Genomic DNA, 21,953 nt, shown 5'->3' on the forward strand with positions numbered 1-21,953 from the left:
GTGGCCATCCTGCCCTCCTGAATGGAGCGAGCGGCGGATATCCCCACACCAACATGCGGAGGTTCTCGCGATGAGCAAATGGCAGATCCCACCGGAAGGTGGCCATATGGATCGGCCGACGGGAATTTACTTCCAGAACATGACCGGCAAGCAGGTCATGGAACGTCTGAAACAGAACGACCTGATCATCATCCCGGTGGGCGCCACGGAAGCCCATGGCCCTCACGCGCCTTATGGGGAGGACGTCTTTCTGGTCACCCGGATGGCCGAACAGGTGGCCTTGCGGACCGGATGCACGGTCAGCCAGCCGCTGTGGTTTGGCTCCCACCCTTATCACCATATGGGAATGCCGGGGACCATCGTGGTGCCTGAGGATGTGTTCGTCGGGATGCTGACGGCGATCATCGCCGGGTTCTGGAACGCGGGCTTCCGCAAGCAGATCATCCTGAACGGCCACGGACAGGAGTACGTGATCCCCATCGCCATCCACCGTTTCGCTAAGATCTACAAAGTGCCGGCGATCATCGTCAACGTCAACTGGTATCACGCCATCCCCGAGCACTTCAAACTGAAAGCCGAGGGCGGTCCCTATGAGACCCATTTCATTCACGGGGATGAGGTGGAGACCAGTTGGAGCCTGGCCCTGTTCCCCGAGTTCATCCGCATGGAGGATGCGGTGGACACGGAGCCTTACAGCTTCCTGCCCACGGACAGCGAGCACATTGACAAGGCGGGGAACCTGTTGCGCAAGCCCATCGCCTGGTATGCCCAGGTGGGCCTTCGGCCGATCGAGGTCAAGGCCTACCCGCCGGGCGTGGTGGGCAAGGCCACCCTGGCCCGCGCGGAGAAGGCCAAACCTGGGGTGGAACAGCTCCTGGACTACCTGGAGAAACTGGTGCGGGACATCCTGGAGGCGTTCCCACCGGGGAAGCTGCCGCCGCTGGAGGGGGTGACCGAGCGGGAACGGGAGATGCTGGAGCCCTATCTCAAGATGCCCTTCGAGCCTGGCTGGCGGAGCCTGTATGAGCTGCATTATCCGATGTGAAGGCAGCTTGCGCTGAGTGGATCGAAATGGGGAGATGGCTGCCCGACCCAGGTCGTTGTATGGAGGATGGGTGAACCTCAATGCGGAGATGCTCAGCGACGCGCTGCGGGAGCACGGGTTTCAGCTCCTGCCCGGCTCGCTTCGGGAGATCCCCGGACGGGGCTGGGTATTTGCCGCGCGCGGTCCCGGGAGGAGGGTGGTAGGGTGGGCAGGCGAGGCGGGATTTCCGCCCTTGATCGCCCCGCTGCTCCATGAGTCGATCCCCATAGGCCGCTATCGGGTGAATCTCTATCCCTGGATCTGGGACAACTATCTCACGCTTCGGCCTGTGCTGTCGCTGACCCCCCGGCGCTGCGACTGGCCAGCGTCCTTCGGGGCTGGGGATCGCTTGGGGATGGCGAGTGCTGCTCAGATCGCGGCCATGCGACGATACCCGGTCTTTCCCGTGCTGGCCCAGCAGTCGCCCCGGGAGCTGGCCCGCACCGGCCGGGATTTCCAGTCCGTCCTGCTGGATGCCGCATGGGGAGTACTGGAGGCCGGCTACACGGGTCCTTTCGGAGCGGATGCCGATCATCTGCAGGAGGAGGAGCAACTCCGCGCGGCGGCCGCCGCCGGTTACTCCCTTTACACCTTCGACCTCCGCCGGGCTCTGGCTCGAGGTCCCTACCCCTGGGAGGAGCTCCCCGCCCTCGCCCGATCCGTGGTTGCCGAGCTGGCCGGACGCCGGATCGAGACGGCGGGGGGCTCCTGGATCCTCCAGGAATCCGCCCTGCAGGAGGCGGCCTGCCGGTATGCGCCGGCCCTGGAGGACGTGGTTCGCTGGGCTGGGATTCTCCGCGATCAGGGGATCGACGCCGACTTGGAGGTGTCGGTGGACGAGACGGAGGAGGAAACCTCTCCGGAAGCCCATGCCTTCATCGCCGTGTATCTGCAACGGCGAGGAGTCGCTCTCTGGAGCCTGGCCCCCCGGTTCCCGGGGATTTTCGAGAAGGCGGTCGATTATGAGGGAGATGTGACGGGCTTTGCCCGCGCCGTGACCCTGCATGCAGCCGTGGCCCGAGCCTTCGGTGGCCATCGCTTGAGCCTCCACTCCGGAAGCGAGAAGTTCCGCATCCTGTCCATCTTCCGGGAAGCGACCGTTGGATGTTTCCATGTGAAAACCTCGGGGACCACGTGGCTGCAGGCGGTGCGGGTCATCGCCCGTGTGCACCCCGGGCTCTTCGCTGAGCTCTACGCCATCGCCCGCGCGCATCTGGAGGAAAGCCGCCGGGATTACCCCATCGCGTTGCGGCCGGAGGATCTGCCCACCGCGCTTCCCGGCCATCCGGAAGCCGCGCTGGCCGATCGCGCGGTACGACAGCTCTTCCACATCTCTTATGGTGTATTGCTGCGTGAGCGAGGGGCTGCGATCCGCGAGCTCCTGGAGCGCCATGAAAGGGAACACCATGCCGCCGTCTGGGGGAACCTGGAGCGCCATCTGGAAGCCCTGCTGAAATAGCCTGGAGGCAAAGGGAGCGTTTTATCGCCTGCCTTCGCCCGGGTGTGCATCGGCAGAAGACACCAGACCTCCATCCTCTGTGAGGAGAGCGCCCGCGGTGCGACCGCGCATCGCCATTGTGAACTCCAGCAGCTTCGGTCGGCACTTCCCGGAACACCTGGAGCGCCTGGCCGCCCTGGGAGAGGTTCATCGGTTGGACTTCCCCACGCCGATCGACGGCCGGTCCCTGGCGGCGGGGCTCCGCGGCTTCCAGATCCTCATTGTGAGCGTCACCCCACGGTTTGGGCCCGAGTTCTTCGCCCATAAGGATGAGACCTGGCTGATCGCCCGCCACGGCATCGGGGTGGATAACATCCACCTTCCTTCCGCAACCGCCCATGGGGTGCTGGTGACCCGGGTCACCCCCTGGATGGAGCGAGAGGCAGTGGCGGAGATGACGGTCGCCCTGCTGCTGGCCCTCCTCCGTCGGATCCCGGAGGCCGCCGCCGCCGTGCGGGAGGGGCGCTGGGCTGAACGGGCAGCCTTTGTCGGATGGGAGCTTCGGGGCAAGACCGTAGGGCTCATCGGCTTTGGGAACATCGGAAGCCGGGTGGGGGAGATCCTGGCGCGGGGCTTCCGCGCTCGGGTTCTGGCCTTCGATCCCAGCGTGCCCTCCGAAGCGATTCGAGAGGTGGGGGCAGAGCCTGTGGCTCTGGAGAAACTGCTCCAGGAGGCCGACATCATCTCGCTACATGCGGCCCTCACCGAGGAAAACTTCCATATGCTCTCCCACGAGGCCTTCGCAGCAATGAAGCCGGGGGTGATCCTGGTGAATACAGCGCGGGGAGAGCTCATCGATGAGACCGCGCTGATGGCGGCCCTGGAATCCGGGCGTGTGGCCGGGGCCGCCCTGGATGTGGTGGAAGGGGAACCCATCGGCCCGGATCACCCCCTTCTCCGTTTCCCCAATGTGCTGATCGTCCCCCACATCGCCGCCTATACTCACGAGACGCTCCGGCGTATGGGGGAGAAGGTGATCGACGATGTGGAGCGAGTGCTGCGTGGGGAGATCCCGGAAGAAGTGGTGAACCCCGAAGTCCTTCCCCATGCCCGGGCGTTTCAAAAGTAATCCCCCCGGATCATGAGGGGACCGAAGATGGCCCAGATTCTCGCCGTGGATATCGGCACCACCCATCTGAAGGCCGGGCGCTTCGGATGGGATGGACAGCTTTATCAGGTGGTCGTCCGGGAGCTCCCGCTGATCCGGGACGAGACCGGACGGGCAGAGCATGACCCGGAGATCCTATGGGATCAATGGGTGGAGGTCGTGCGGGAGGCTGTTGGAGAGGCCTCGGATGAGATCCGGTGGCTGGTCCTTTCCGGTTATCAGCTCGGCCTGATGCCGGTCGATGCGGCGGGTCGTCCCCTGATGGGGATGATGACCCTCCTGGACACCCGGCCCCAGGAGACGTTCCCGGGGTTGCTGGCCCGTATGGATATCGGAAGGATCTACCAGCGGACCGGGTGCCCCCCTCTCTTTCAATATCCGCTGGCCAAGCTGGAATGGCTTCGGGTTCGCCGGCCGGAGATCTTCCACCAGGCCCGCTGGTTTGTGGGGGCGAAAGATTACATCCTCTTCCATCTTCTAGGAAGGTTCCTGACGGAGCCCTCCCTGGCTACGGCGACGCAGCTGATGAATGTGCACACTCTTCGATGGGATCCGGAGATCCTCTCCCTCGTGGGGCTGACGGAAGATTGCCTGCCAGAGGTGGTCCCTCCGGAAACCCGGATCGGTCCCCTGCGTCCCGAAGCCGCCAGGGCTCTTGGCCTCCGCCCGGACGTGGAGGTGATCGCCGGGGTCTATGATGGAGGGGCGGTGGGCCTGGGACTGGGGGCTGCGGCGTCCGGGGTCGGGGCGATGAACCTGGGGACCACGGCCATGATCCGTCTGGTCGCCGATCGCCCGATCCTGGATCGCTTTCCCCAGATGCGCTTGCAGACGTATTATCTGGCAGGAGGTCGCTGGTTTCCGGGTGGGGCCATTAACAACGCGGGAGGCGTCCTGCGGTGGTTGCGGGAGGCGTTGCTGGGCCTGGAGTATGCGGAGCAAGATGCTCGGGCCGAGGCCGTGGGGAGGCCGACCGAGCTTCTGTTTCTTCCTTTTCTAACCGGCGAACGGTATCCGGGGATCAGCCATCTGGCCTCCGGGGTGATCTTCGGCTTGCGGACCTATCACAGTCAAGGGCATCTGATCCGGGCCGCTATGGAAGGCGTGGCCTTCGCTCTCCGATTGATCCTGGAGGCGCTGCGGGCCAGCGGTTTGCCCCCATTTCGGCTTCGGGCGGGCGGCGGGGGAACCCGCTCGGCCCTCTGGATGCGCATCCTAGCTTCCGTGCTCCAGATTCCTGTGGAAGTCCCTGAGGTTCTGGAGCCGGCTCTGGCAGGAAGCGCTGTCCTGGCCCGGGTCGCCATCGGCGCGGCCCCGGATCTGCTATCCGCGGTCCGGGAGATGCCCGTGCGGATCTACGAACCGGTAGCGGATTGGGTGCCGATATATGAGCGACAGTTCGAGCGCTTTCAGGCTTTGATGGAGGATCTGGAGGCGGCGTTCCGCCGCCATCAGGAGGCCCTGGACCTCCGGTGAGGCCCGGGTTGCCTTCCGCTCGAGCTCCGATGTGTAAGTGGGTGGTATATTTGGCAGCCGGATGGAGCGTCTATAGGTGGGGTTTCCGGTAGTCTTGCTCTATGGGATGAGCATCCAAGATTCGCCCCCCACGGAGCAGGCGATCATGCGGAACAGTGGCGAGATCGGGATCGTCGGCATGGCCGTGATGGGCCAGAACCTGGCCCTGAATTTCGCGCGGCATGGATTCCGGGTGTGTGTCTATAACCGGACCCGGGAGCGGACGGAGGCGTTCCTGCGGGATCGTGTGCGGGATGAGCCGATCGTCCCTGCCTACACCTTGGAGGAATTCGTGCGATGTCTGGAACGTCCCCGACGGATCCTGCTGATGGTCCAGGCGGGGTCGGCGGTGGATCAGATGATCGAGGCGTTGCTTCCTCTCCTGGAGCCGGGGGATCTGGTGATGGATGGCGGCAACTCCCATTACGCGGATACCGAACGTCGCATGCAGGAGCTGGCCGCCCATGGGATCCGGTTCCTGGGGGTGGGGATCAGCGGGGGTGAGAAAGGGGCCTTGCTGGGCCCGTCGATCATGCCGGGTGGATCTCTGGAAGCCTACGCCATGGTCGAGGGGATGCTCATCGATATCGCCGCACAGAGCGAGGAGGGCCCCTGCTGCGCCTATATGGGTCGGGGCGGGGCCGGTCATTACGTGAAGATGGTGCATAACGCCATCGAATACGCTTTCATGCAGGGCATCGCTGAAGTCTACGACTTTATGAAGACGGCCATGGGGATGCCCGTCGAAGCGATCGCAGAAACCTTCGAGCGGTGGAATGAGGGGACGTTGAATGCCTTCCTCACGGAACTGGCTGCCCGCGTCCTGCGCTACCGGGATCCCGAGAGCGGGGATCCGCTGGTGGAGCGGATCATGGATCGCGCGGAGCAGAAAGGGACGGGGCGGTGGGCGGCCCAGAGCGCGCTGGAGCTGGGCGTGCCCGCCCCTACCCTCACCGCGGCGGTGATCGCGCGGACCCTCTCTCATTTCAAGGCGGATCGGGAGCGAATCGGGGCTGGCTTCCCATGGCCGGATCCACGTTGTTCGGAGCCTGATTCAGCAGGCATCCTGGCGGATCTGGAAGCGGCCCTGAATCTGGTGTTGCTGACGGCCTTCTCGCAGGGTCTCTGGCTGCTGAAAGAGGCCTCGCAGGCCTATCACTATGGGACAGATCGAGCGGAGGTCCTGCGGGTCTGGCGGGCCGGCTGCATCATCCGCGCCCGCTGGCTGGGCTTCCTGCGGGAGATCGTGCGGGAGGATCCGGAGGATCCCCATCTTCTGTTCAGCACGCGCTTCCGGGCTGAGCTACAGCAGCGCCTGCCGGCGGCCGGGCGGATCTTGCGTTGGGCTTTCGAAGCGGGGATTCCGATGCCCGCGCTGAGCACGGCTGTGGATTATGTGCTCGCCATGCGCCGCTCTCGGTTGCCGGCCAACCTCATCCAGGCCCAGCGGGATGCCTTCGGGGCCCATACTTATGAGCGGGTCGATCGGCCCGGCGTTTTCCATACAGAGTGGCTGGATTGAGAAGGTGTCTCAGGGGATGGGAAGGGAAAGAGCCCCTCTTCCAAAGGCGAGGCGTTCAGGAGGCATCCGATGAGCTATCTGGAAGCTTTGTTTTCCCTGAAGGGGAAAGTCGCCTTGCTGACGGGGGGCGCCGGCGTTTTGGCCGGCGCGATCGCTCGTGGCCTGGGCCGAGCGGGAGCCCGTCTGGTGCTCACCGATATCCATCCCCTGGAGGGCCGCTTGGCCGAGTTGCAGGCGGAGGGCCTGGAGGCTTACGGCTACCGGATGGATGTGCTCAACCGGGCGGAGATCGAAGCGGTCGCGGAACGGGTCCGGCAGGAGGCGGGTCCGGTGAGCATCCTGATTAACCTGGCCGGGGGAAATATGCCGGAGGCCACTGTCGGGCCGGAACGATCGTTCTTCGATCTGCCCCTGGAGGCCCTGGAGAAAGTGGTGGCCCTCAACCTCTTCGGTGGGGCGATCCTCCCCAGCCAGGTCTTCGCCCGACAGATGGTCGAGGCGGGCGAGGGGGTCATCATCAACATCTCCTCCATGGCGGCCTTCCGCCCCTTAACCCGCGTGGTGGGATATGCCGCGGCCAAGGCGGCGGTGAGCAATTTCACCCAGTGGCTGGCGGTGCATCTGGCCCAGGAATACTCCCCGAAGATCCGGGTGAACGCCATCGCCCCGGGGTTCTTCCTCACCCGGCAGAATCGATATCTGCTCCTGGATGAGCATGGAAACCTGACCCCTCGAGGCCGGGCGATCCTGGACCATACGCCCATGGGCCGGTTCGGGGATCCAGAGGATCTGATCGGCACGGTGATCTGGCTGGCTTCTCCGGCCAGCGCCTTTGTGACCGGGGTGGTGGTGCCGATCGACGGGGGATTCAATGCGTACGCAGGGGTTTGAAGGGATGGGATGGCCGCTGGCGTTTGTGCTTTCCTGGCAACCTACTCGCTTCGAAGCCGCTGCCGCCATCGAGGACCTGGAGCCCACCCTGGCGCAGCTGCGAGCGCTGGGATACGCCGGTGTGGAACTGGCCATCCGGGATCCGGCGACCGTCCCGGCTTCAAAGTTACGGGCCCTCCTGGAACGCTATGGACTGCGGGTCCCGGCCATTGGCACCGGTCAGGCGTGGGTCGAGGAAGGGTTATCCCTCACCCATTCGGATGCCGTTGTGCGCCGGGCCGCCCTCGCCCGGCTGGAAGCCCACCTGGAGCTGGCGGCGGAATGGGGAAGCCTGGTGATCATCGGATTGATCCGCGGGCGCCTGATGGCGGGTGTCGATCGAGCCCAGGCGCTCGAATGGCTGAGCGAAGCCATCGCCCGCCTGGCGGACCGGGCCGCCGCCTACTCCGTTCGACTGGCGCTGGAGCCTTTAAACCGCTACGAAACGGACCTATTGAACACGGTGGAGGAGGCGCTGGCTATGATCGAGCGGGTGGGGCGATCCCAGGTGGGAGTGCTGCTGGACACGTTCCACGCCAACATAGAGGAGGCTTCCCTGGAGAGGGCCATCGCGCGCGCGGGGGAGCGACTGCTCCATGTGCATATCGCGGACTCCAACCGGTGGGCGCCCGGGTGGGGGCATCTGGATTTTGAGTCTGTCCTGAAGGCGCTTCGAGAGGTGGGCTACCGGGGGTGGCTCTCCGCCGAGGTGCTGCCTCGGCCTTCGCTGGAGGAGGCGATGGCGCAGGTCGCCCGATGGGCGGCGTATCGCGCCGAACCGGGCCCTCCGTCGCGCTGTCGTCTCACGCTCCCTCCCACGGCCGGCGGATTTGCATCGGGATCCTCCGACACCCTTGGAGCCTGAAGCAGCCTTCGGCGCGGATCTGTGCTCGGGCAAGCACGGCCTTCAACGCAGTTCAAAGAGCCCAGGGCGGATCCGAGGCCTGCTGGATCTCTCCGCATGGGAGGCTGGCATGGAACGCATCGGTTTCATCGGCCTGGGTGTGATGGGCAAGCCCATGGCCCGCAATCTCATGAAGGCCGGATACCCGCTGGTGGTTTACAACCGCAGCCGCGCACCGGTGGAAGAGCTGGCCGCGGAAGGGGCAGAGGCGGCGGGCTCCCCGAAAGAGGTCGCGCAATGCAGCGATGTGGTGATCACGATGCTTCCCGATACCCCAGATGTGGAGCAGGTGCTGGCCGGGCCCAACGGGGTCTTCGAGGGCGGACGACCCGGGCTGATCGTGATCGACATGAGCACCATCGACCCGATCGCCGCGCGGCGCCTCGCCGCCCAGGCGGCGGAGCGGGGAATCGCCATGCTGGACGCTCCGGTCTCGGGAGGGGAAATCGGGGCGATCCAGGGGACGCTTTCCATCATGGTCGGGGGGGACGTATCGGTCTTCGAGCGTTGTCTTCCGATCCTCCAGGCGATGGGCCGGAATATCATCCATATGGGCGGCCCGGGCGCGGGCCAAGTCGCCAAGGCGGCCAATCAGATTGTGGTAGCGCTCACCATCGCTGCCGTCAGCGAGGCGCTGGCCCTGGCGGCCAAAGCGGGTGTGGATCCGGCAAGGGTGCGCCAGGCGCTTCTTGGAGGCTTCGCCAGCAGCCGCGTCCTGGAAGTTCACGGCCAGCGGATCCTGGAGCGAAACTTTCGACCGGGGTTCCGGATCCGCCTGCACCATAAGGATCTTCGGATCGCCCTGGGGCTGGGCCGCGCGGTCGGGGCCAGCCTTCCCCTCACGGCCCTGATCCACGAATGGTTAGGGGCCCTGGTCACGCGGGGGCAGGGGGAGCTGGATCACTCCGCCCTGGTGACGCTGTTTGAGGAGTGGGCTCAAACAGAAGTGCGCCCGATATAAAAAGGTCAGGGCCGGGGCGGACACCCCGGCCCTGAAAGCCCTCCGAAAGAGGGCCCCTGCCGGTCTCTCGGCTCAACGCCCGCCGGATATCCGCTTCACGATTTTCACTCGGCCGGCCAGGGGGCGTTCCTCACCTGGCTTGCCTTTGCCTTTGGGCGCCGCCTTGCTGGAAAGCAGGCGGTCTCGCTGTTGTGCCTCTTCCACTGAGAGCCCCTCCAAGACCGCCTGGCGGGAGAGGCGGATTTTGCCGTCCTCATCGATGTGGGTGACCATCACCAGGATCTGGTCTCCCACCCGCACCACGTCCTCGATGCGGTTCACCTTCTGATCGGCGATCTGAGAGATGTGAACCATTCCCACTTCGCCGGGCAGGATCTCCACAAAGGCCCCGAAGTCGGTGATCCGGATAACTTTCCCCAGGTAGATCTTGCCCACCTGAGGCTCCTCGGCGTAGGCTTCGATCTTCAGACGGGCGCTTTCGGCGTCTGCCAGGCTGGTGGCAGCGATATGAACGGTCCCATCCTCCTCGATATCGATCTGAGTGTTCGTCTCCTCCTGGATCTTGCGGATGGTCTTGCCACCCGGGCCGATCAAGGCGCCGATTTTCTCCACCGGGATGTGGACAGTGAAGATCCGCGGGGCGTGCGGCTTGAGCTCAGGTCGAGGCGCGGGCAGGACCTCCAGCATCTTCTCCAAGATATAGAGGCGAGCCTCGCGGGCCTGGTGCAGCGCCTCGGCCAGCACGTGATAAGGCAGCCCCCGGATCTTCACATCCATTTGCAGGGCGGTGATCCCATCCGCCGTGCCGGCCACTTTGAAGTCCATATCGCCCAGGTGGTCTTCCATTCCCTGGATGTCGGTGAGGATCACGTATTTCTGCCAGGTCTCATCGGCTGTTACCAAGCCCATGGCCACACCGGATACCGGCTTGCGGATCGGCACGCCGGCGTCCATCAGGGCCAGGGTGGAGCCGCACACGCTGGCCATGGAGGTGGATCCGTTAGAGGAGAGAACCTCGCTCACCACCCGGATAGTGTAGGGGAATTCCTCTTCTGGCGGGATCACTGGGAGCAGCGCCCGTTCGGCCAGGGCCCCGTGGCCGATCTCCCGCCGTGAGGCGCCGCGGAGCACTCGAACCTCGCCAGTGGAGAACGGCGGGAAGTTGTAGTGATGGATATAGCGCTTGGTCTCCTCCGGGGCGAGGGTGTCCAGCTCCTGTTGCTCCGCCAGCGTGGCCAGGGTGGCCACAGAGAGGACCTGGGTATCGCCACGGGTGAAGATAGCAGAGCCATGGGCGCGGGGCGCCACATCGACCTCGCACCAGATCGGCCGGATGTCCTTCGGCCCTCGTCCGTCCGGCCGGCGTCCCTCCTCCAGGATTCGGCGGCGAACCTCCTCCCGCAGCGCCTCGTGGAAGCTTTCCTTTACCTGGGCCTGCTCATACTCCGAGAGCGCATGTAAGATTTCCTCCTCCAGCTCGTCCAGCGCCTCATTCCTCCGGTCTTTATCAAAGTAGGTGTCCAGGATCTCGACGATCTGATGATCGAGACGGGCACGGACCGCCTGGCGGACCTCTTCCGAGATGGCGAAGGAGCGGTAGGGAGCCTTGGGCTTGCCGATCGCCGCCCGCATCTCCTCCTGGAGAGCGATCAGCGGCTGCATGGCCTCATGGCCCAACCGGATCGCCTCCACCATCAGGTCCTCCGGGATCTCATTCGCTCCTGCCTCCACCATGATCACCGCATCCGCTGTCCCCGCGAGGCGCAGGTCCAGCCGGCTGTGTTCCATCTGGCTGACCGTCGGGTTGATCACCAATTGCCCATCGATGTATCCCACTCGGACGGCGCCGATGGGCCCGGACCAGGGGATATCTGAGATGGTCAGGGCCGCGGAGGCAGCGATAATGGAAGGGATATCCAGGTGATATTCGGGATCGGCGGAGAGGCTGGTCAGGATGATCTGGACGTCGTTGCGGAGATCTTTCGGGAACAGCGGGCGGAGGGGTCGATCCACCAAGCGGGCGGTGAGGATGGCGTTCTCGGAGGGCTTGCCTTCTCGGCGCTGGAAACTGCCGGGGATCCGGCCGGCGGCGTAGAGCCGTTCCTCGAAATCCACGCTTAGGGGGAAGAAATCGATGCCCTCTCGCGGCTCCTTCGCCATCGTGGCCGTGGCCAGGATCATCGTGTCTCCGATCCGGACGATCACGGCCCCGTTGGCCTGCCAGGCGAAGTAGCCCGTTTCAATTGTAATCTCTTTATCGCCTACAACTGTTTTGAAAACATGCTTTTCTCGCCTCACGTTTCGTCTCACTCCCTCGGACAAAGGATTAGGACTTGCGCTGTTTGGCTTCCATTCAGAAGGCAATAAGGCCTTTTCTCCAATTGGGAAGCTGCGCAGGGCGCTAAAGATGCCCTGCGCGGCGCTCTACACCCTCCCATCAGGAAGCCAATCCTGGGATCGCTGGCTGAATCATGGCGGAGAATCCAACAGGCTGCCTCCCTCCTTTGAGGGCCTATGAGGGAAGGATCTTTTTTTCCCCTAAGGCCCAGAGGGCTGCTTTACTTCCGCAGGCCCAGCCGTTCCAGCACCATGCGATAGCGTTGAGGATCCACCCGGGCGAGATATTCCAGCTGTCGTCGGCGTTTACCGACCAGCTTGAGCAGTCCCACCCGGGAGTGCTCATCATGCTTATGCTGCTTCAGATGTTCAGTCAGACGATGGATCCGCTCAGTTAAAATCGCGATCTGCACTTCCGGAGAGCCCGTATCGGCCTCGTGGCGTCGGAACATCTCGATCAGCTGCTGTTTCTCTTCCTTCGAAAGGCTCACTGCGCCTTCCTCCTTGCCAGGATCATGGGATTTGGGAAGCTGACTTCCAAGTTTTGTATTGTAACAAATCTGGGTGGGTTCCGCAAACCATCTGAGAAAGATGGGCATGCCGATCTACTGCCGGTGCTGGCATCCCGGGATCTGTTCCGGTAGAATTTTGTCGGAGAGATCCGGTGGGCCTTTTTCCGAGGTAGTGAGGTGAGCCGCTCCGCCGATCACGCCGCCGCTGAGGTTTTGCAAAGCGATCGAGCGCGGGATCTCCTCGTCACCTAGGGGAGCGAAGCGGATGACCCGCACTGGTTTTGCAGATCTGCCTCTGCATACCGGACGGGCCCCGCGCTGGTTGTTCGTGCGGATGACCGCCCTGGCCCGTGAGATCGTAACCGTCCTGGTGGATGAATTCGGGACAGCGGAGGTGCTCCGTCGCCTGAGCGATCCCTACTGGTTCCAGGCCTTCGGATGCCTCCTGGGCTATGACTGGCACTCCAGTGGGGTGACCACCGTGGTCTGCGGGGCCCTCAAGGAAGCCCTGAAAGACGTAGGGCGGGATCTGGGCCTCTTCGTAGCCGGGGGGAAAGGGAAAGCCTCCCGTCGAACCCCGGAGGAGATCGAGGCCGCCTCCCGATATCTCCATGCCGATCCGGCGGCTTTGATCTATGCCAGCCGCATGGCGGCGAAGGTGGATAATCATGCGCTCCAGGACGGTTATACGATTTATCATCACGTGATGGTTTTCGATCGGGAGGGGCGATGGGCGGTCATCCAACAGGGGATGAATCTGAACAACCGCTACGCGCGCCGCTATCACTGGCTGAGCGAGGTGATAACGGATTTTGTCCATGAGCCCCACGCCGCTGTTTGCTGTGACGAACAGACGCGCCCCCTCAATATGGTAGCCGCGGAAGCGGAGGCCGTCCGCCATGCGGTAGCGGAACTCTCCCGCGAGAAGCCGTGGCGTTTGCTCCATGAGCTGAAGCGTCTCCGGCGATTGCGCCTTCCGCCCCACCATGAGATCCTGATTCAAGACATTCACCCAGACCATCTGGCCTCGATCTTCGTCAAAACCTATGAGGCTCAGCCTTCCTCCTTCTCGGAGCTTCTGGGACTCCCCCAGGTTGGCGCCAAAACCATCCGCGCGCTGGCTCTTCTGGCGGAATTGCTCTACGGGACACCCCTATCCTTCCGGGATCCAGCGCGTTTCGCCTTCGCCCATGGTGGAAAGGACCACCATCCCTTCCCGGTGGATCGCACGTTGTATGATCGTTCCATCCACATCCTCCGCGAGGCGGTGGAGCAGGCTCGTTTGGGGGATCGGGAGCGGCTGGAAGCCCTGCGGCGCCTCGCCGAATGGCAGCGACGGCTATTGAACCTTCCCGAAGATCTACCGGCAGCCCATTGACGGTTGGCTCTCCGACTCGCTCTGCCTTGAGGTGGCCCATGTCTCGCCTTCTTCATCCGATCGGGATTCCCCTTCTGGTGCTGTTCTATCAGGGCCTGGTGGTGTTCGCGAACTTCGGATTCAAGCGGTCCGCGGAGAGCACAACTGCTCTGGCCTTTCTGGCATGGCAGATCCTGGGCAATCTCTCCGGGTTCCTCAGCGTGCTGACCTATACCGCTCTGCTCCGCTGGCTGCCTGTTCATATCGCAGTGAGCCTCACGATGGGATTGGGGTTTGTCAGCGTTCAGGTCTTCACGGCATGGCTGATTTTCCGGGAGCCGATCGGGATCTGGAAATGGATCGGGGCCGGGCTGGTGGTGCTGGGCGTCGCCCTGATCGTGAGGGGGCGCTGAGCGATGCAGCTCATCATCGAAGCATTTGTCCATCAGCTGGACCCTATCCTTCGGAGGGCTCATCGGGTTCGGGAGTTCACGGAGGACCCACAATGCTTGCTTCGGGTGGCGCTGGGCTTCTCCGATCGGGATCTCCAGCTGTCCGATGGAACATGGATCCGACGGAGGGATCCGATCGTGGAATTGCATCTGTGGAACGAACGGATCCCGCGGATGCCTCCAGAGGGGCCGGATCTGGCCTGGAGCCTTCGGTTTTATCGACGTCTGGTGGCCTCGCTCCGGCTGGTCGCCCGGTGGATGGCGCAACATCCCGAAGCTCGACAAGCCCAAGCGCTGCGGGGAGAAACCTCGATGGTGGATCCTGCCCGAAGGCTGATCCAGGCGCTCGGGTTTGATCTCATCCGGCTGGAGCAGGAAGCCCGGGGATGGCGGCGGCTGCGTTATCGAATGGATGACTTCTATGTGTGGCTATTGATTCGCGCATATAACCCCGTTAGCTTGCGGAATCGACATCTCCATCAGCTAGAGCGTGTTCAATTCTGGATCTCGCGGGAGGCTTTCCTCAGACGCTACAGCGACTTTTCATTCATAGCGTAACGCAACAATGGGATCCAATCGGGCGGCGCGCCAGGCCGGGTAGAGGCCAAAGAAGATCCCCACGGCTGTGCTCACCCCAACCGCCAGGAGCACCGTGTCCACCCCGATGACGGCCTGAACTTCCCCACGGCTGAGGATGCCGATCAGGGAAGCGAGGGCCACCCCTACAGCGGTGCCCATCCCGCCTCCCAGCAGGGTGATCAGCGTGGCTTCGGCGAGGAACTGAATCATGATGTCCCGACGCCGGGCGCCCACGGCTTTTCGCAGACCGATCTCCCGCGTCCGCTCCGTGACGGAAACCAGCATGATGTTCATAATTCCGATGCCGCCTACCAGCAGCGAAATGGCCCCTAACGCCCCCAGGAAAACGGTCAGCACGCTGGAGATCTGCCCAAAGGTCGAGACCAGCTCGAACTGGGTCAGGACGGAGAAATCATCCTCGTCCTGGAAGCGGATCCGATGCTGTTCTCGCAGGGTTTCCGTGATCGCTCGAACCACCCCGTCGGTGTATTCCGCCCGCGCTACCTGGAGCATGATGCCGGTCACCAGCGGCTCGCCGGTGCGTGGATCCCGGGCATCATAAAGCATTTCCTGGGCCACGGTGAGCGGGATGAAGGCCAGATCGTTGTAATCGCCGAAGGCACTGCCCCCTTTATCCGACATCACCCCGATCACCCGGAAGGGGATGCCGTTGATGCGGACGGTCCGCCCGATCGGGTTTGGCACATCGGGGAACAGACGACGGGCCGGGGTCAGGCCCAGCACGATCACTCGGGATCGGTTCAGAATATGGCTTTCCTCCAGGAAGCTCCCATAAAGGGGGCGCCAGTTGCGGGCCGGGGCATAGCCAGGGGTGGTGCCTAGAATGACGGTCACCGCCTCACGGCCTTCGCTTTCCACCGGACCGAAGCGCTGGATGATCGGAACCACCGCGACGGCTCGTCCTCGCACCGCCTGTTCGATGGCCCGGACGTCCCGCATGGTCAGCGATGAGACGTCCTGAAGGGCGGCTCCGGCGGAATTCCTCTCCACAGCTGCTCGGGGGATCACGAAAACGAGATTGGTGCCGATGGCTGCGAACTGGGCGTTGATGTAATGCTGCACGCCCCGGCCGATGGCCACCATGGCGATGACTGCGGCGACGCCGATCAGGATGCCCAGCAACGTTAGGGCGGCCCGCAGCCGGTTCGAGGCTAAGGTATCCAGGGCCTGGCGGATGTTCTCCATCCAGAAATCGGCTCGCATGTAACTCTCCATACTTCCTGAGGTTGAGTTCGAATCGGGAAGACCGGGCGGCTCCCTTCCCCTTTTCTATGAGGGCTCGGTAGGTGACCTTCGCCGACCTACTGAGGGCAGAAGCTGCCGGTAGGAGCCGCTTCAGCTGTCTATTCTACGGACCCAGGGTTCCTTTCGTGGAGGGAACATCGTGTCGGCGGGGATCCAGGCGCACCGCCATATCCAGGGCCCGACCCATGGCTTTGAAAAGCGCCTCCGCCCGATGGTGATCGTCCCGTCCATAGAGCAATCGGGCATGCAGGTTCATCCGGGCGTGGACCGCCAGAGTTTCGAGAAAGTGGGGGATCAGGGAGGTGGGCATGGCGCCAATGGAGGGGCCGCTGAAGGCCAGGTCCAGCACGGCATAGGGCCGTCCAGAGAGATCCACGGCCACGAAGGCCAGGGCCTCATCCATAGGCACCCAAGCATGTCCCATCCGCGTGATCCCCCGTCGATCCCCCAGCGCCTCATCCAGAGCTTGCCCCAGCACAATGGCGACATCTTCCACAGTATGATGGGGATCGATATGCAGGTCCCCTCGGGCCTGGACCTCCAGATCGAACAACCCGTGGACAGCCAGATGGTGGAGCAGGTGGTCCAGGAAGCCAATGCCGGTTGCTACCCGGGCCTCCCCATGTCCGTCCAGTCGCAGGAAAATTGCGACCTCGGTTTCCGCGGTGCGTCGCTGACGGCGAGCTTCACGAGGGGCCATGAGGAACCTCCCCGGCGATCTCGGTTAGGGCCTGAAGCAGCGCCTCAGTGTGCTCTGGACGCCCGACGGAGATGCGGAGGTAATTCCGCAGCTCCGGTGATGTATAACGGCGAACCAGGATCCCGCGGCGCAGGAGCTCTTCCCAGAGGCGATGGGCGTCTGGATTCACCACCTGGCACAGGATGAAGTTGGTCCGGCTGGGGAACGGCCGAAGGAAAGGGAACTCCTGCAGCGCCTGATAAAGCCGCTCCCGTTCCGCCACCAGCCGCGCCACGTTCGCCAGGAGATACGCTCGATCCTCCAGCGACACCAGGGCGGCTTGCTGGGCGGCCAGATTCACATTGAACGGCGGCCGAACCTCATCATACGCTCGGACCAGCTCCGGGTGCATCAGCGCGTAGCCCAGGCGGAGGGCGGCCAGCCCTGCCCACTTGCTGAAGGTTCGCACAATGACCAAATTGGAGTGTTTCGGAAGCCAGCTTGCAAAAGTGTGACCCGAAAACTCGAAGTAGGCTTCGTCCACGATGACCATCACATCCTCTGCGAGCAGGGCGTGGAGGATCTCTTCAGAGAGTAGGGTGCCATCCGGGTTGTTGGGGGAAGCGAGAAAGATCGCGGCGGGGCGATGGCGATGAACGGCTTCGAGAAGTTCCGCGAGTGGGATGTGGAAGGCCTCATCCCGCTGGAGTGTGAGAACCTTTCCGCCGTGCCAGCGGACGGAGAGGGCATACATTTCGAACGTGGGCTCCACGATCAGGGCGGTGCGCCCGGGCCCGATCAGGAGGCGAGCCAGGAGGTCGATGACGTCATCGGCGCCGTTGCCCAGGGCGATCCACTCCGGGCCGAGCCCGGTGTATTCCGCCAGCGCCCGCCGCAGGGCCCTCCCCTGTGGGTCCGGATACTGGTGCCAAGCGCCTTGAGCCAGGGCGGCATATACCCGCGGGGAGGGACCGTAGACGTTCTCATTGGCATGGAGCCGGATCAATCGATCCGGTGATATCCCATAGGCGGCGGCCACATCCTCCGGCGATGCCAACATGCTGTAGCCGAACAGGTCCCGAAGGTCAGGGCGCAGCCAGCGTTCGATCACGGAAGTGCCTCCTAAGACGAATTCCCCGAGGAGAAGCGGCCCGATATCCGTTCACACAGCCCAAGCCCCCTATGATAGCTGCTCCAGCACCCGTTGCCAGCGGAGAGGCTCTTCCTCAAAAATATAGGTCACCGGGGCGACCACCACCCCGCTGCCTCCGATGGTCCGCAATTGCTGGATGGCCTCGTTCAGACGATCCTTGCGCACGATGATATGGATAGCGAACCAGCCGGGGTCCGCCTCACGAACATAGACGCGGGAGATGGTAGGCCCCTGGAGGCCGCCCAGATCGGTCTGGGTGAAGAGGCGACGGGCGATCGCCTCTGCGGATTCCCCCCGCATATTGGCAAAGAGCATGTAGTGACCTTCTGCCCGCAGGTGGGCTTCGAAGAACTCCACCAGCTGGCGGGCCACCGCCAGGACCTCCGGTCGGGCCTTCAGGGCCTCGCGGTTGGCGATCAGGCAGGCCTGAGCGTGGAGGATCACTCCATCGCGCAGCGGCTTCAGCCGGTTGTCGTGCAGCGTCGTCCCCGTCGTGGTCAGATCGGCGATGAGGTCTGCATATCCAATGCTCGGAGCCACCTCCAGGGTTCCCTCTGAGACCACCAGATGGAATTCGGCGATCCCCCGTTCCTTCAGGAAGCGACTCACCAGATGGGTGAAGCGGGTGGCGATCCGGAGGGGATGTCCTTCCCGAGCGCGGGATTGGGCCAGAGCGGCCAGCTCCTCGACCGTCTCAATCGGCCAGGCTTCCGGGACTGCTAGGACGAGATCGCAATGGCCGTAATTGAGCGCCTCGTGCAAGATCAGCACCTGCGGGTCATGATCCAGCCGTTCCATCACCACGTCGTAGCCGGTGATGCCGAAATCCACCCCGCCGTCCCGCACGCTCAGCGGGATATCCCCTGCTCGCTGGAAGAGAACCGTGACCCCGGGCAACGCCGGGATGCGGGCCACATACTGCCGTGGATTGGCCTTCTCCACCGCGAGGCCGCAGGCGGCCAGGAAGGCCAGGGTGGGCTCCTCCAGGCGCCCTTTGCTGGGGAGCGCCAGCCGGATCTCTTCCGGGCTCCTTCCGGTGGGTCGCAAGGGATTCGAAGCGGACAATCCTTACCTCCTCGTTTCCGAGATTTGGGCGATGGCCGAAGTCCAGCGAAAATCGAAACCAGAGCATGGTCGTTTTAATTTTACCTGACCGACGGTATAACCCCTGAGGGAGATCCCGTAAGAGACCGGGTGATGCGCACGTTGCTGGAGACGATCCGATCGGTTCCTCTGTTCAGCGGTCTGGATGAGGAGACCTATCGTGAGATCGGCCGCGGGATGGAGCTTCTTTCCTTCCCGGCGGAGCATTACATTTTCCATCAGGGCGATGAGGCGGATGCCGTCTGGATCGTGGCGGAGGGACGGGTGCGCATGCTCCGGCATGCATCCCCGGGGAAGGAGGTGATCCTGGAGCTCCTGGGGCCAGGCGAGGTGTTTGGGGGAGCGGCGCTCTTGCTGAGCCGTAATCCGGCTACTGCTCAGGCTGCCACCCCGGTTACTCTCCTGCGCATCCCCCGGGCTGCCTATCTGGAGCTCCTCGAGCGGTATCCGCGGGTCGCCGTTCGCCTGCTGCAGATGCTCGGCCGACGTCTGGAGCACGCGATGTCGATCCGGGCCCTGATCCTGGAGAAAGTGGAGAACCGCATCGCCTACGTGCTGCTGACCCTGGCCGAGCGGGCCGGGCGCTCGGATCCCCAGGGCGTCTGGATCACCATCCCCCTCTCCCGGGAGGATATCGCCCGGATGGCCGGCACCACCCTGGAGACGGCCATCCGGATCCTGAGCCGGTGGACCCGGATGGGATGGATCCGCACGGAGCGGGGCGGTTACATCCTGATTCGGGAGCGGAAGGCCTTGCAGGATCTCGCCTGTTCGGAGGGGAGGGAGGGATGGGAGTGAGATCTCTGGTGATCCCATATAGGAGGTTTTCATGCGAGAGCGGGCATATTGCCGGAAGACCCTTGTAGGCGGGGTCTTGCTGGTGTGGCTGGCGGCTTGTGGCTCGAGCATCCTTCGAGGCCCAGCGCCGGGTGTGAGCCCTGCGCCTTCCGCTCCAGTGCCCTCTCCCACGAAGCCTGTGTCTTCAGCGATGGAGCCCTCAGAGACCCCCACGCCATCCGGGACGGCCGTGCCTCTGGCTTCCCCGCCATCCGGCGCTTCGCCGGGGGCTTCGGATCTGGCCATCCGGTTCTTTCGTGCGGATCGGGAAGCCATCATGCCGGGAGAGACGTTTACGCTCACCTGGGAATCGGCAGGGGCCGTTCAGGCCTGGCTGTATCCGGTTGTGGATGGACGGTCGACCCAGGGGATGCCGGTCTCTCCCACTGGATCCTGGATCCTGACGGCCCCTGTGGATCTGCGCCAGCCGCTGGAATATATGCTGCTTGTGTTCGATTCATCGGGCGCGCGGATCTCCCGACGCCTTCGTTTACCCCTTCGACAATGCCCGGCGGGATGGTTCTTCGCGAACCCTCCGGCGGAATGTCCATCGGGCCCCCCCGTGGTCTCCTTCGCCGCTTATCAACCTTTCGAGCGCGGGCATATGATCTGGATTCTAGCCCGCGATGAGGTCTTCGTTCTCTTTGAAGACGAGCCGGTCCATCGGTGGCGCGTGTTTGTGGACCTGTTTGAGGAGGGGATGCCGGAATCCGATCCCGCTCTAACGCCACCTCCCGGGCGTTTTCAGCCGGTTCGGGGATTTGGGCTTGTCTGGCGGAGCGACCCCGAGGTCCAGTCTCATCTGGGATGGGCACTCCGGCCGGAACAGGGGTTCACCACGCGGATTCAGGCCACGGCGCGGATACGTTACAATGTTTTGTTCATTGAGGCGCCGGATGGCGGGATCTGGCAGCTGGAGTCAGAGGGCTCAAGGTGGCTGTATCGCCCTCCAGAATCCAGGTAGGACGTTCTCCCGTTATCTGCTCTTGGGGAGTATCCAAAGATGGCGAGCTCTGAAGACCGGGCGCATCCTGGCTCCGCGCTGGAGGTGTTGAAATTTTTCCTGGGGCTGGGCTTCACCGCCTTCGGCGGGCCGGCGGCGCATATCGCTCTGATGCACCGCGAGCTGGTCCGTCGCCGACGGTGGGTGACGGAGGAGCAGTTCTTGGATCTCCTGAGCGCCACCTATTTAATCCCAGGACCCAACTCGACCGAGATGGCGATTCATTTGGGCTTTGTGCGGGCCGGATGGGTAGGGCTGGTTCTGGGGGGCGTGGCGTTCATCGCGCCAGCTATGATCCTCATGATGGCCCTGGCCGCTCTCTATGTTCACTTTCGAGCCACGCCGGCTCTGACGGGGATCCTTTACGGGGTGAAACCGGTGGTGCTGGCCCTGATCGCCCAGGCGCTGTGGGACCTGGGGCGTCGGACGGTGCGGAGCATCCCTTTGGCGCTAACTGGCCTGGCGGTTTTCGGACTCTACCTGTGGGGCGTCCATGAGCTGCTCCTCCTGCTGATGGCGGGCGCATTCATGATGCTCGCCCGTCGAAGGTTGCGCTCCCGCATTCCCCTAACGGGCGTGGTGGGATTGCCCCTGCTGGCCTCCTCCACCTTCCCGGCTCCCTTCAGCCTTCCCCTGATGTTTCTGCTTTTCCTGAAGATCGGCGCCATCCTGTATGGAAGCGGTTATGTGCTGGTGGCCTTTCTGCGGGCGGATTTTGTAGCCCGTCTGGGCTGGCTGACGGAGGCCCAGTTGCTGGACGCGGTAGCTATTGGCCAGGTCACCCCGGGGCCGGTTCTCACCACCGCCACCTTTATCGGCTACCTCCTAGCCGGGATCCCGGGGGCCCTGCTGGCGACGCTCGGGATCTTCCTACCGTCCTTTGTATTTGTTGCATGGACCGGCCCGCTGATCCCCCGGATGCGGCGCTCTCCTGCGATCAGCGCCTTCCTGGACGGTGTGAACGCGGCTTCCCTCGGGCTGATGGCGGGGGTCCTGGTCCAGCTCGCGCCGGCTTCCCTGGTGGATCCTCTGACGGTAGGGATTGGATTGCTCAGCCTGGCGATCCTCGCCCGTTTCCCGATCAACGCCACATGGGTCGTGTTGGTGGGAGCGGGGGTAGGGCTGCTCCGGGCGCTGATCTGATGGGCTGTC

20 protein-coding genes are annotated in these 21,953 nt (G+C 63.7%); 14 read left to right on the plus strand and 6 right to left on the minus strand.

Going from position 1 to position 21,953, the window contains the following annotated elements; genetic code table 11:
* Window positions 1-70: 70 nt before the first annotated feature.
* The 8 genes from iolN (at window position 71) to ACFMO3_RS02275 (ending at window position 9,522) form a co-directional block, all read left to right on the plus strand.
* A complete protein-coding gene (gene iolN / locus ACFMO3_RS02240) occupies window positions 71-1,045 on the plus strand; it encodes a 3-dehydro-scyllo-inosose hydrolase (RefSeq protein ID WP_376788807.1) in 975 nt (324 codons plus the stop codon).
* Between the two features lie 70 nt (window positions 1,046-1,115).
* Window positions 1,116-2,543 (plus strand): tagaturonate epimerase family protein, encoded by a 1,428-nt coding sequence (locus tag ACFMO3_RS02245; protein WP_376788808.1) that lies wholly within the window; start codon window positions 1,116-1,118, stop codon window positions 2,541-2,543.
* Between the two features lie 97 nt (window positions 2,544-2,640).
* Window positions 2,641-3,651, plus strand: coding sequence for a D-isomer specific 2-hydroxyacid dehydrogenase family protein (locus ACFMO3_RS02250; protein WP_376788809.1), 1,011 nt, complete (start codon window positions 2,641-2,643; stop codon window positions 3,649-3,651).
* A gap of 27 nt (window positions 3,652-3,678) precedes the next feature.
* On the plus strand, window positions 3,679-5,166 hold the full coding sequence (locus ACFMO3_RS02255; protein ID WP_376788810.1) for a gluconokinase: 1,488 nt from the start codon (window positions 3,679-3,681) through the stop codon (window positions 5,164-5,166).
* Window positions 5,167-5,311: 145 nt separating this feature from the next.
* Window positions 5,312-6,727: an NADP-dependent phosphogluconate dehydrogenase gene (gene gndA / locus ACFMO3_RS02260; protein WP_376788811.1), complete on the plus strand. Its 1,416-nt coding sequence runs from the start codon at window positions 5,312-5,314 to the stop codon at window positions 6,725-6,727.
* Window positions 6,728-6,796: 69 nt separating this feature from the next.
* Complete coding sequence (locus tag ACFMO3_RS02265) at window positions 6,797-7,618, plus strand: SDR family oxidoreductase (RefSeq protein ID WP_376788812.1); 822 nt, start codon at window positions 6,797-6,799, stop codon at window positions 7,616-7,618.
* Window positions 7,599-8,522 (plus strand): 5-keto-L-gluconate epimerase, encoded by a 924-nt coding sequence (gene iolO, locus ACFMO3_RS02270; protein WP_376788813.1) that lies wholly within the window; start codon window positions 7,599-7,601, stop codon window positions 8,520-8,522. Before ACFMO3_RS02265 ends, iolO begins: the two co-directional genes overlap by 20 nt.
* Before the next feature lie 109 nt (window positions 8,523-8,631).
* Window positions 8,632-9,522 carry a 2-hydroxy-3-oxopropionate reductase gene (locus ACFMO3_RS02275; RefSeq protein WP_376788814.1) on the plus strand — a complete coding sequence of 297 codons (891 nt, stop codon included), beginning with the start codon at window positions 8,632-8,634 and terminating at the stop codon, window positions 9,520-9,522.
* 72 nt (window positions 9,523-9,594) lie between these two features.
* Here the strand turns inward: ACFMO3_RS02275 and ACFMO3_RS02280 are convergent, their stop codons facing one another.
* Together ACFMO3_RS02280 and rpsO are read right to left on the minus strand one after the other, a co-directional pair.
* Complete coding sequence (locus ACFMO3_RS02280) at window positions 9,595-11,820, minus strand: polyribonucleotide nucleotidyltransferase (protein WP_376788815.1); 2,226 nt, start codon at window positions 11,818-11,820, stop codon at window positions 9,595-9,597.
* Window positions 11,821-12,080: 260 nt separating this feature from the next.
* Window positions 12,081-12,350 carry a 30S ribosomal protein S15 gene (gene rpsO, locus ACFMO3_RS02285; protein WP_322801430.1) on the minus strand — a complete coding sequence of 90 codons (270 nt, stop codon included), beginning with the start codon at window positions 12,348-12,350 and terminating at the stop codon, window positions 12,081-12,083.
* Window positions 12,351-12,636: 286 nt separating this feature from the next.
* Between rpsO and ACFMO3_RS02290 the strand changes: the two genes are divergently transcribed.
* From ACFMO3_RS02290 to ACFMO3_RS02300, 3 genes are read left to right on the plus strand one after another with little or no spacing between them, the layout of a single operon-like run.
* Window positions 12,637-13,749, plus strand: a complete 1,113-nt coding sequence (locus ACFMO3_RS02290) for a DUF763 domain-containing protein (protein WP_376788816.1) — start codon at window positions 12,637-12,639, stop codon at window positions 13,747-13,749.
* Window positions 13,750-13,787: 38 nt separating this feature from the next.
* Window positions 13,788-14,141, plus strand: a complete 354-nt coding sequence (locus ACFMO3_RS02295) for a hypothetical protein (protein WP_376788817.1) — start codon at window positions 13,788-13,790, stop codon at window positions 14,139-14,141.
* Window positions 14,142-14,144: 3 nt separating this feature from the next.
* The gene (locus ACFMO3_RS02300) at window positions 14,145-14,738 is read left to right on the plus strand and encodes a hypothetical protein (RefSeq protein WP_376788818.1); all 594 of its coding nucleotides are present in this window, start codon (window positions 14,145-14,147) and stop codon (window positions 14,736-14,738) included.
* Here ACFMO3_RS02300 and ACFMO3_RS02305 read toward each other — a convergent pair.
* The 4 genes from ACFMO3_RS02305 to hisG all read right to left on the minus strand — a co-directional run bounded on the left by ACFMO3_RS02305 (window position 14,724) and on the right by hisG (window position 18,922).
* Entirely contained in the window at window positions 14,724-15,983 is a 1,260-nt protein-coding gene (locus ACFMO3_RS02305) for an ABC transporter permease (protein ID WP_376788819.1), read from the minus strand. The genes ACFMO3_RS02300 and ACFMO3_RS02305 overlap by 15 nt on opposite strands.
* Before the next feature lie 145 nt (window positions 15,984-16,128).
* On the minus strand, window positions 16,129-16,725 hold the full coding sequence (gene hisB / locus ACFMO3_RS02310) for an imidazoleglycerol-phosphate dehydratase HisB (protein ID WP_376788820.1): 597 nt from the start codon (window positions 16,723-16,725) through the stop codon (window positions 16,129-16,131).
* Window positions 16,712-17,815 (minus strand): histidinol-phosphate transaminase, encoded by a 1,104-nt coding sequence (gene hisC, locus ACFMO3_RS02315; RefSeq protein ID WP_376788821.1) that lies wholly within the window; start codon window positions 17,813-17,815, stop codon window positions 16,712-16,714. The genes hisB and hisC overlap by 14 nt, the downstream gene beginning before the upstream one ends.
* 69 nt (window positions 17,816-17,884) lie before the next feature.
* Window positions 17,885-18,922, minus strand: coding sequence for an ATP phosphoribosyltransferase (gene hisG, locus ACFMO3_RS02320; protein WP_376788822.1), 1,038 nt, complete (start codon window positions 18,920-18,922; stop codon window positions 17,885-17,887).
* Window positions 18,923-19,054: 132 nt separating this feature from the next.
* On the opposite strand from hisG, the gene ACFMO3_RS02325 reads away from it, so the two are divergent.
* Genes ACFMO3_RS02325 through chrA form a run of 3 tightly spaced genes read left to right on the plus strand, consistent with a single transcriptional unit; the run spans window position 19,055 to window position 21,944 of the window.
* Window positions 19,055-19,759 (plus strand): Crp/Fnr family transcriptional regulator, encoded by a 705-nt coding sequence (locus ACFMO3_RS02325; RefSeq protein WP_376788823.1) that lies wholly within the window; start codon window positions 19,055-19,057, stop codon window positions 19,757-19,759.
* A 31-nt stretch (window positions 19,760-19,790) separates the two neighbouring features.
* Window positions 19,791-20,762: a hypothetical protein gene (locus ACFMO3_RS02330; protein ID WP_376788824.1), complete on the plus strand. Its 972-nt coding sequence runs from the start codon at window positions 19,791-19,793 to the stop codon at window positions 20,760-20,762.
* Between the two features lie 39 nt (window positions 20,763-20,801).
* Window positions 20,802-21,944 carry a chromate efflux transporter gene (chrA, locus tag ACFMO3_RS02335; protein WP_376788825.1) on the plus strand — a complete coding sequence of 381 codons (1,143 nt, stop codon included), beginning with the start codon at window positions 20,802-20,804 and terminating at the stop codon, window positions 21,942-21,944.
* The last annotated feature ends 9 nt before the right edge of the window (window positions 21,945-21,953 follow it).

It is taken from the genome of Thermoflexus sp. (assembly GCF_042408815.1).
GTDB lineage: Bacteria > Chloroflexota > Anaerolineae > Thermoflexales > Thermoflexaceae > Thermoflexus.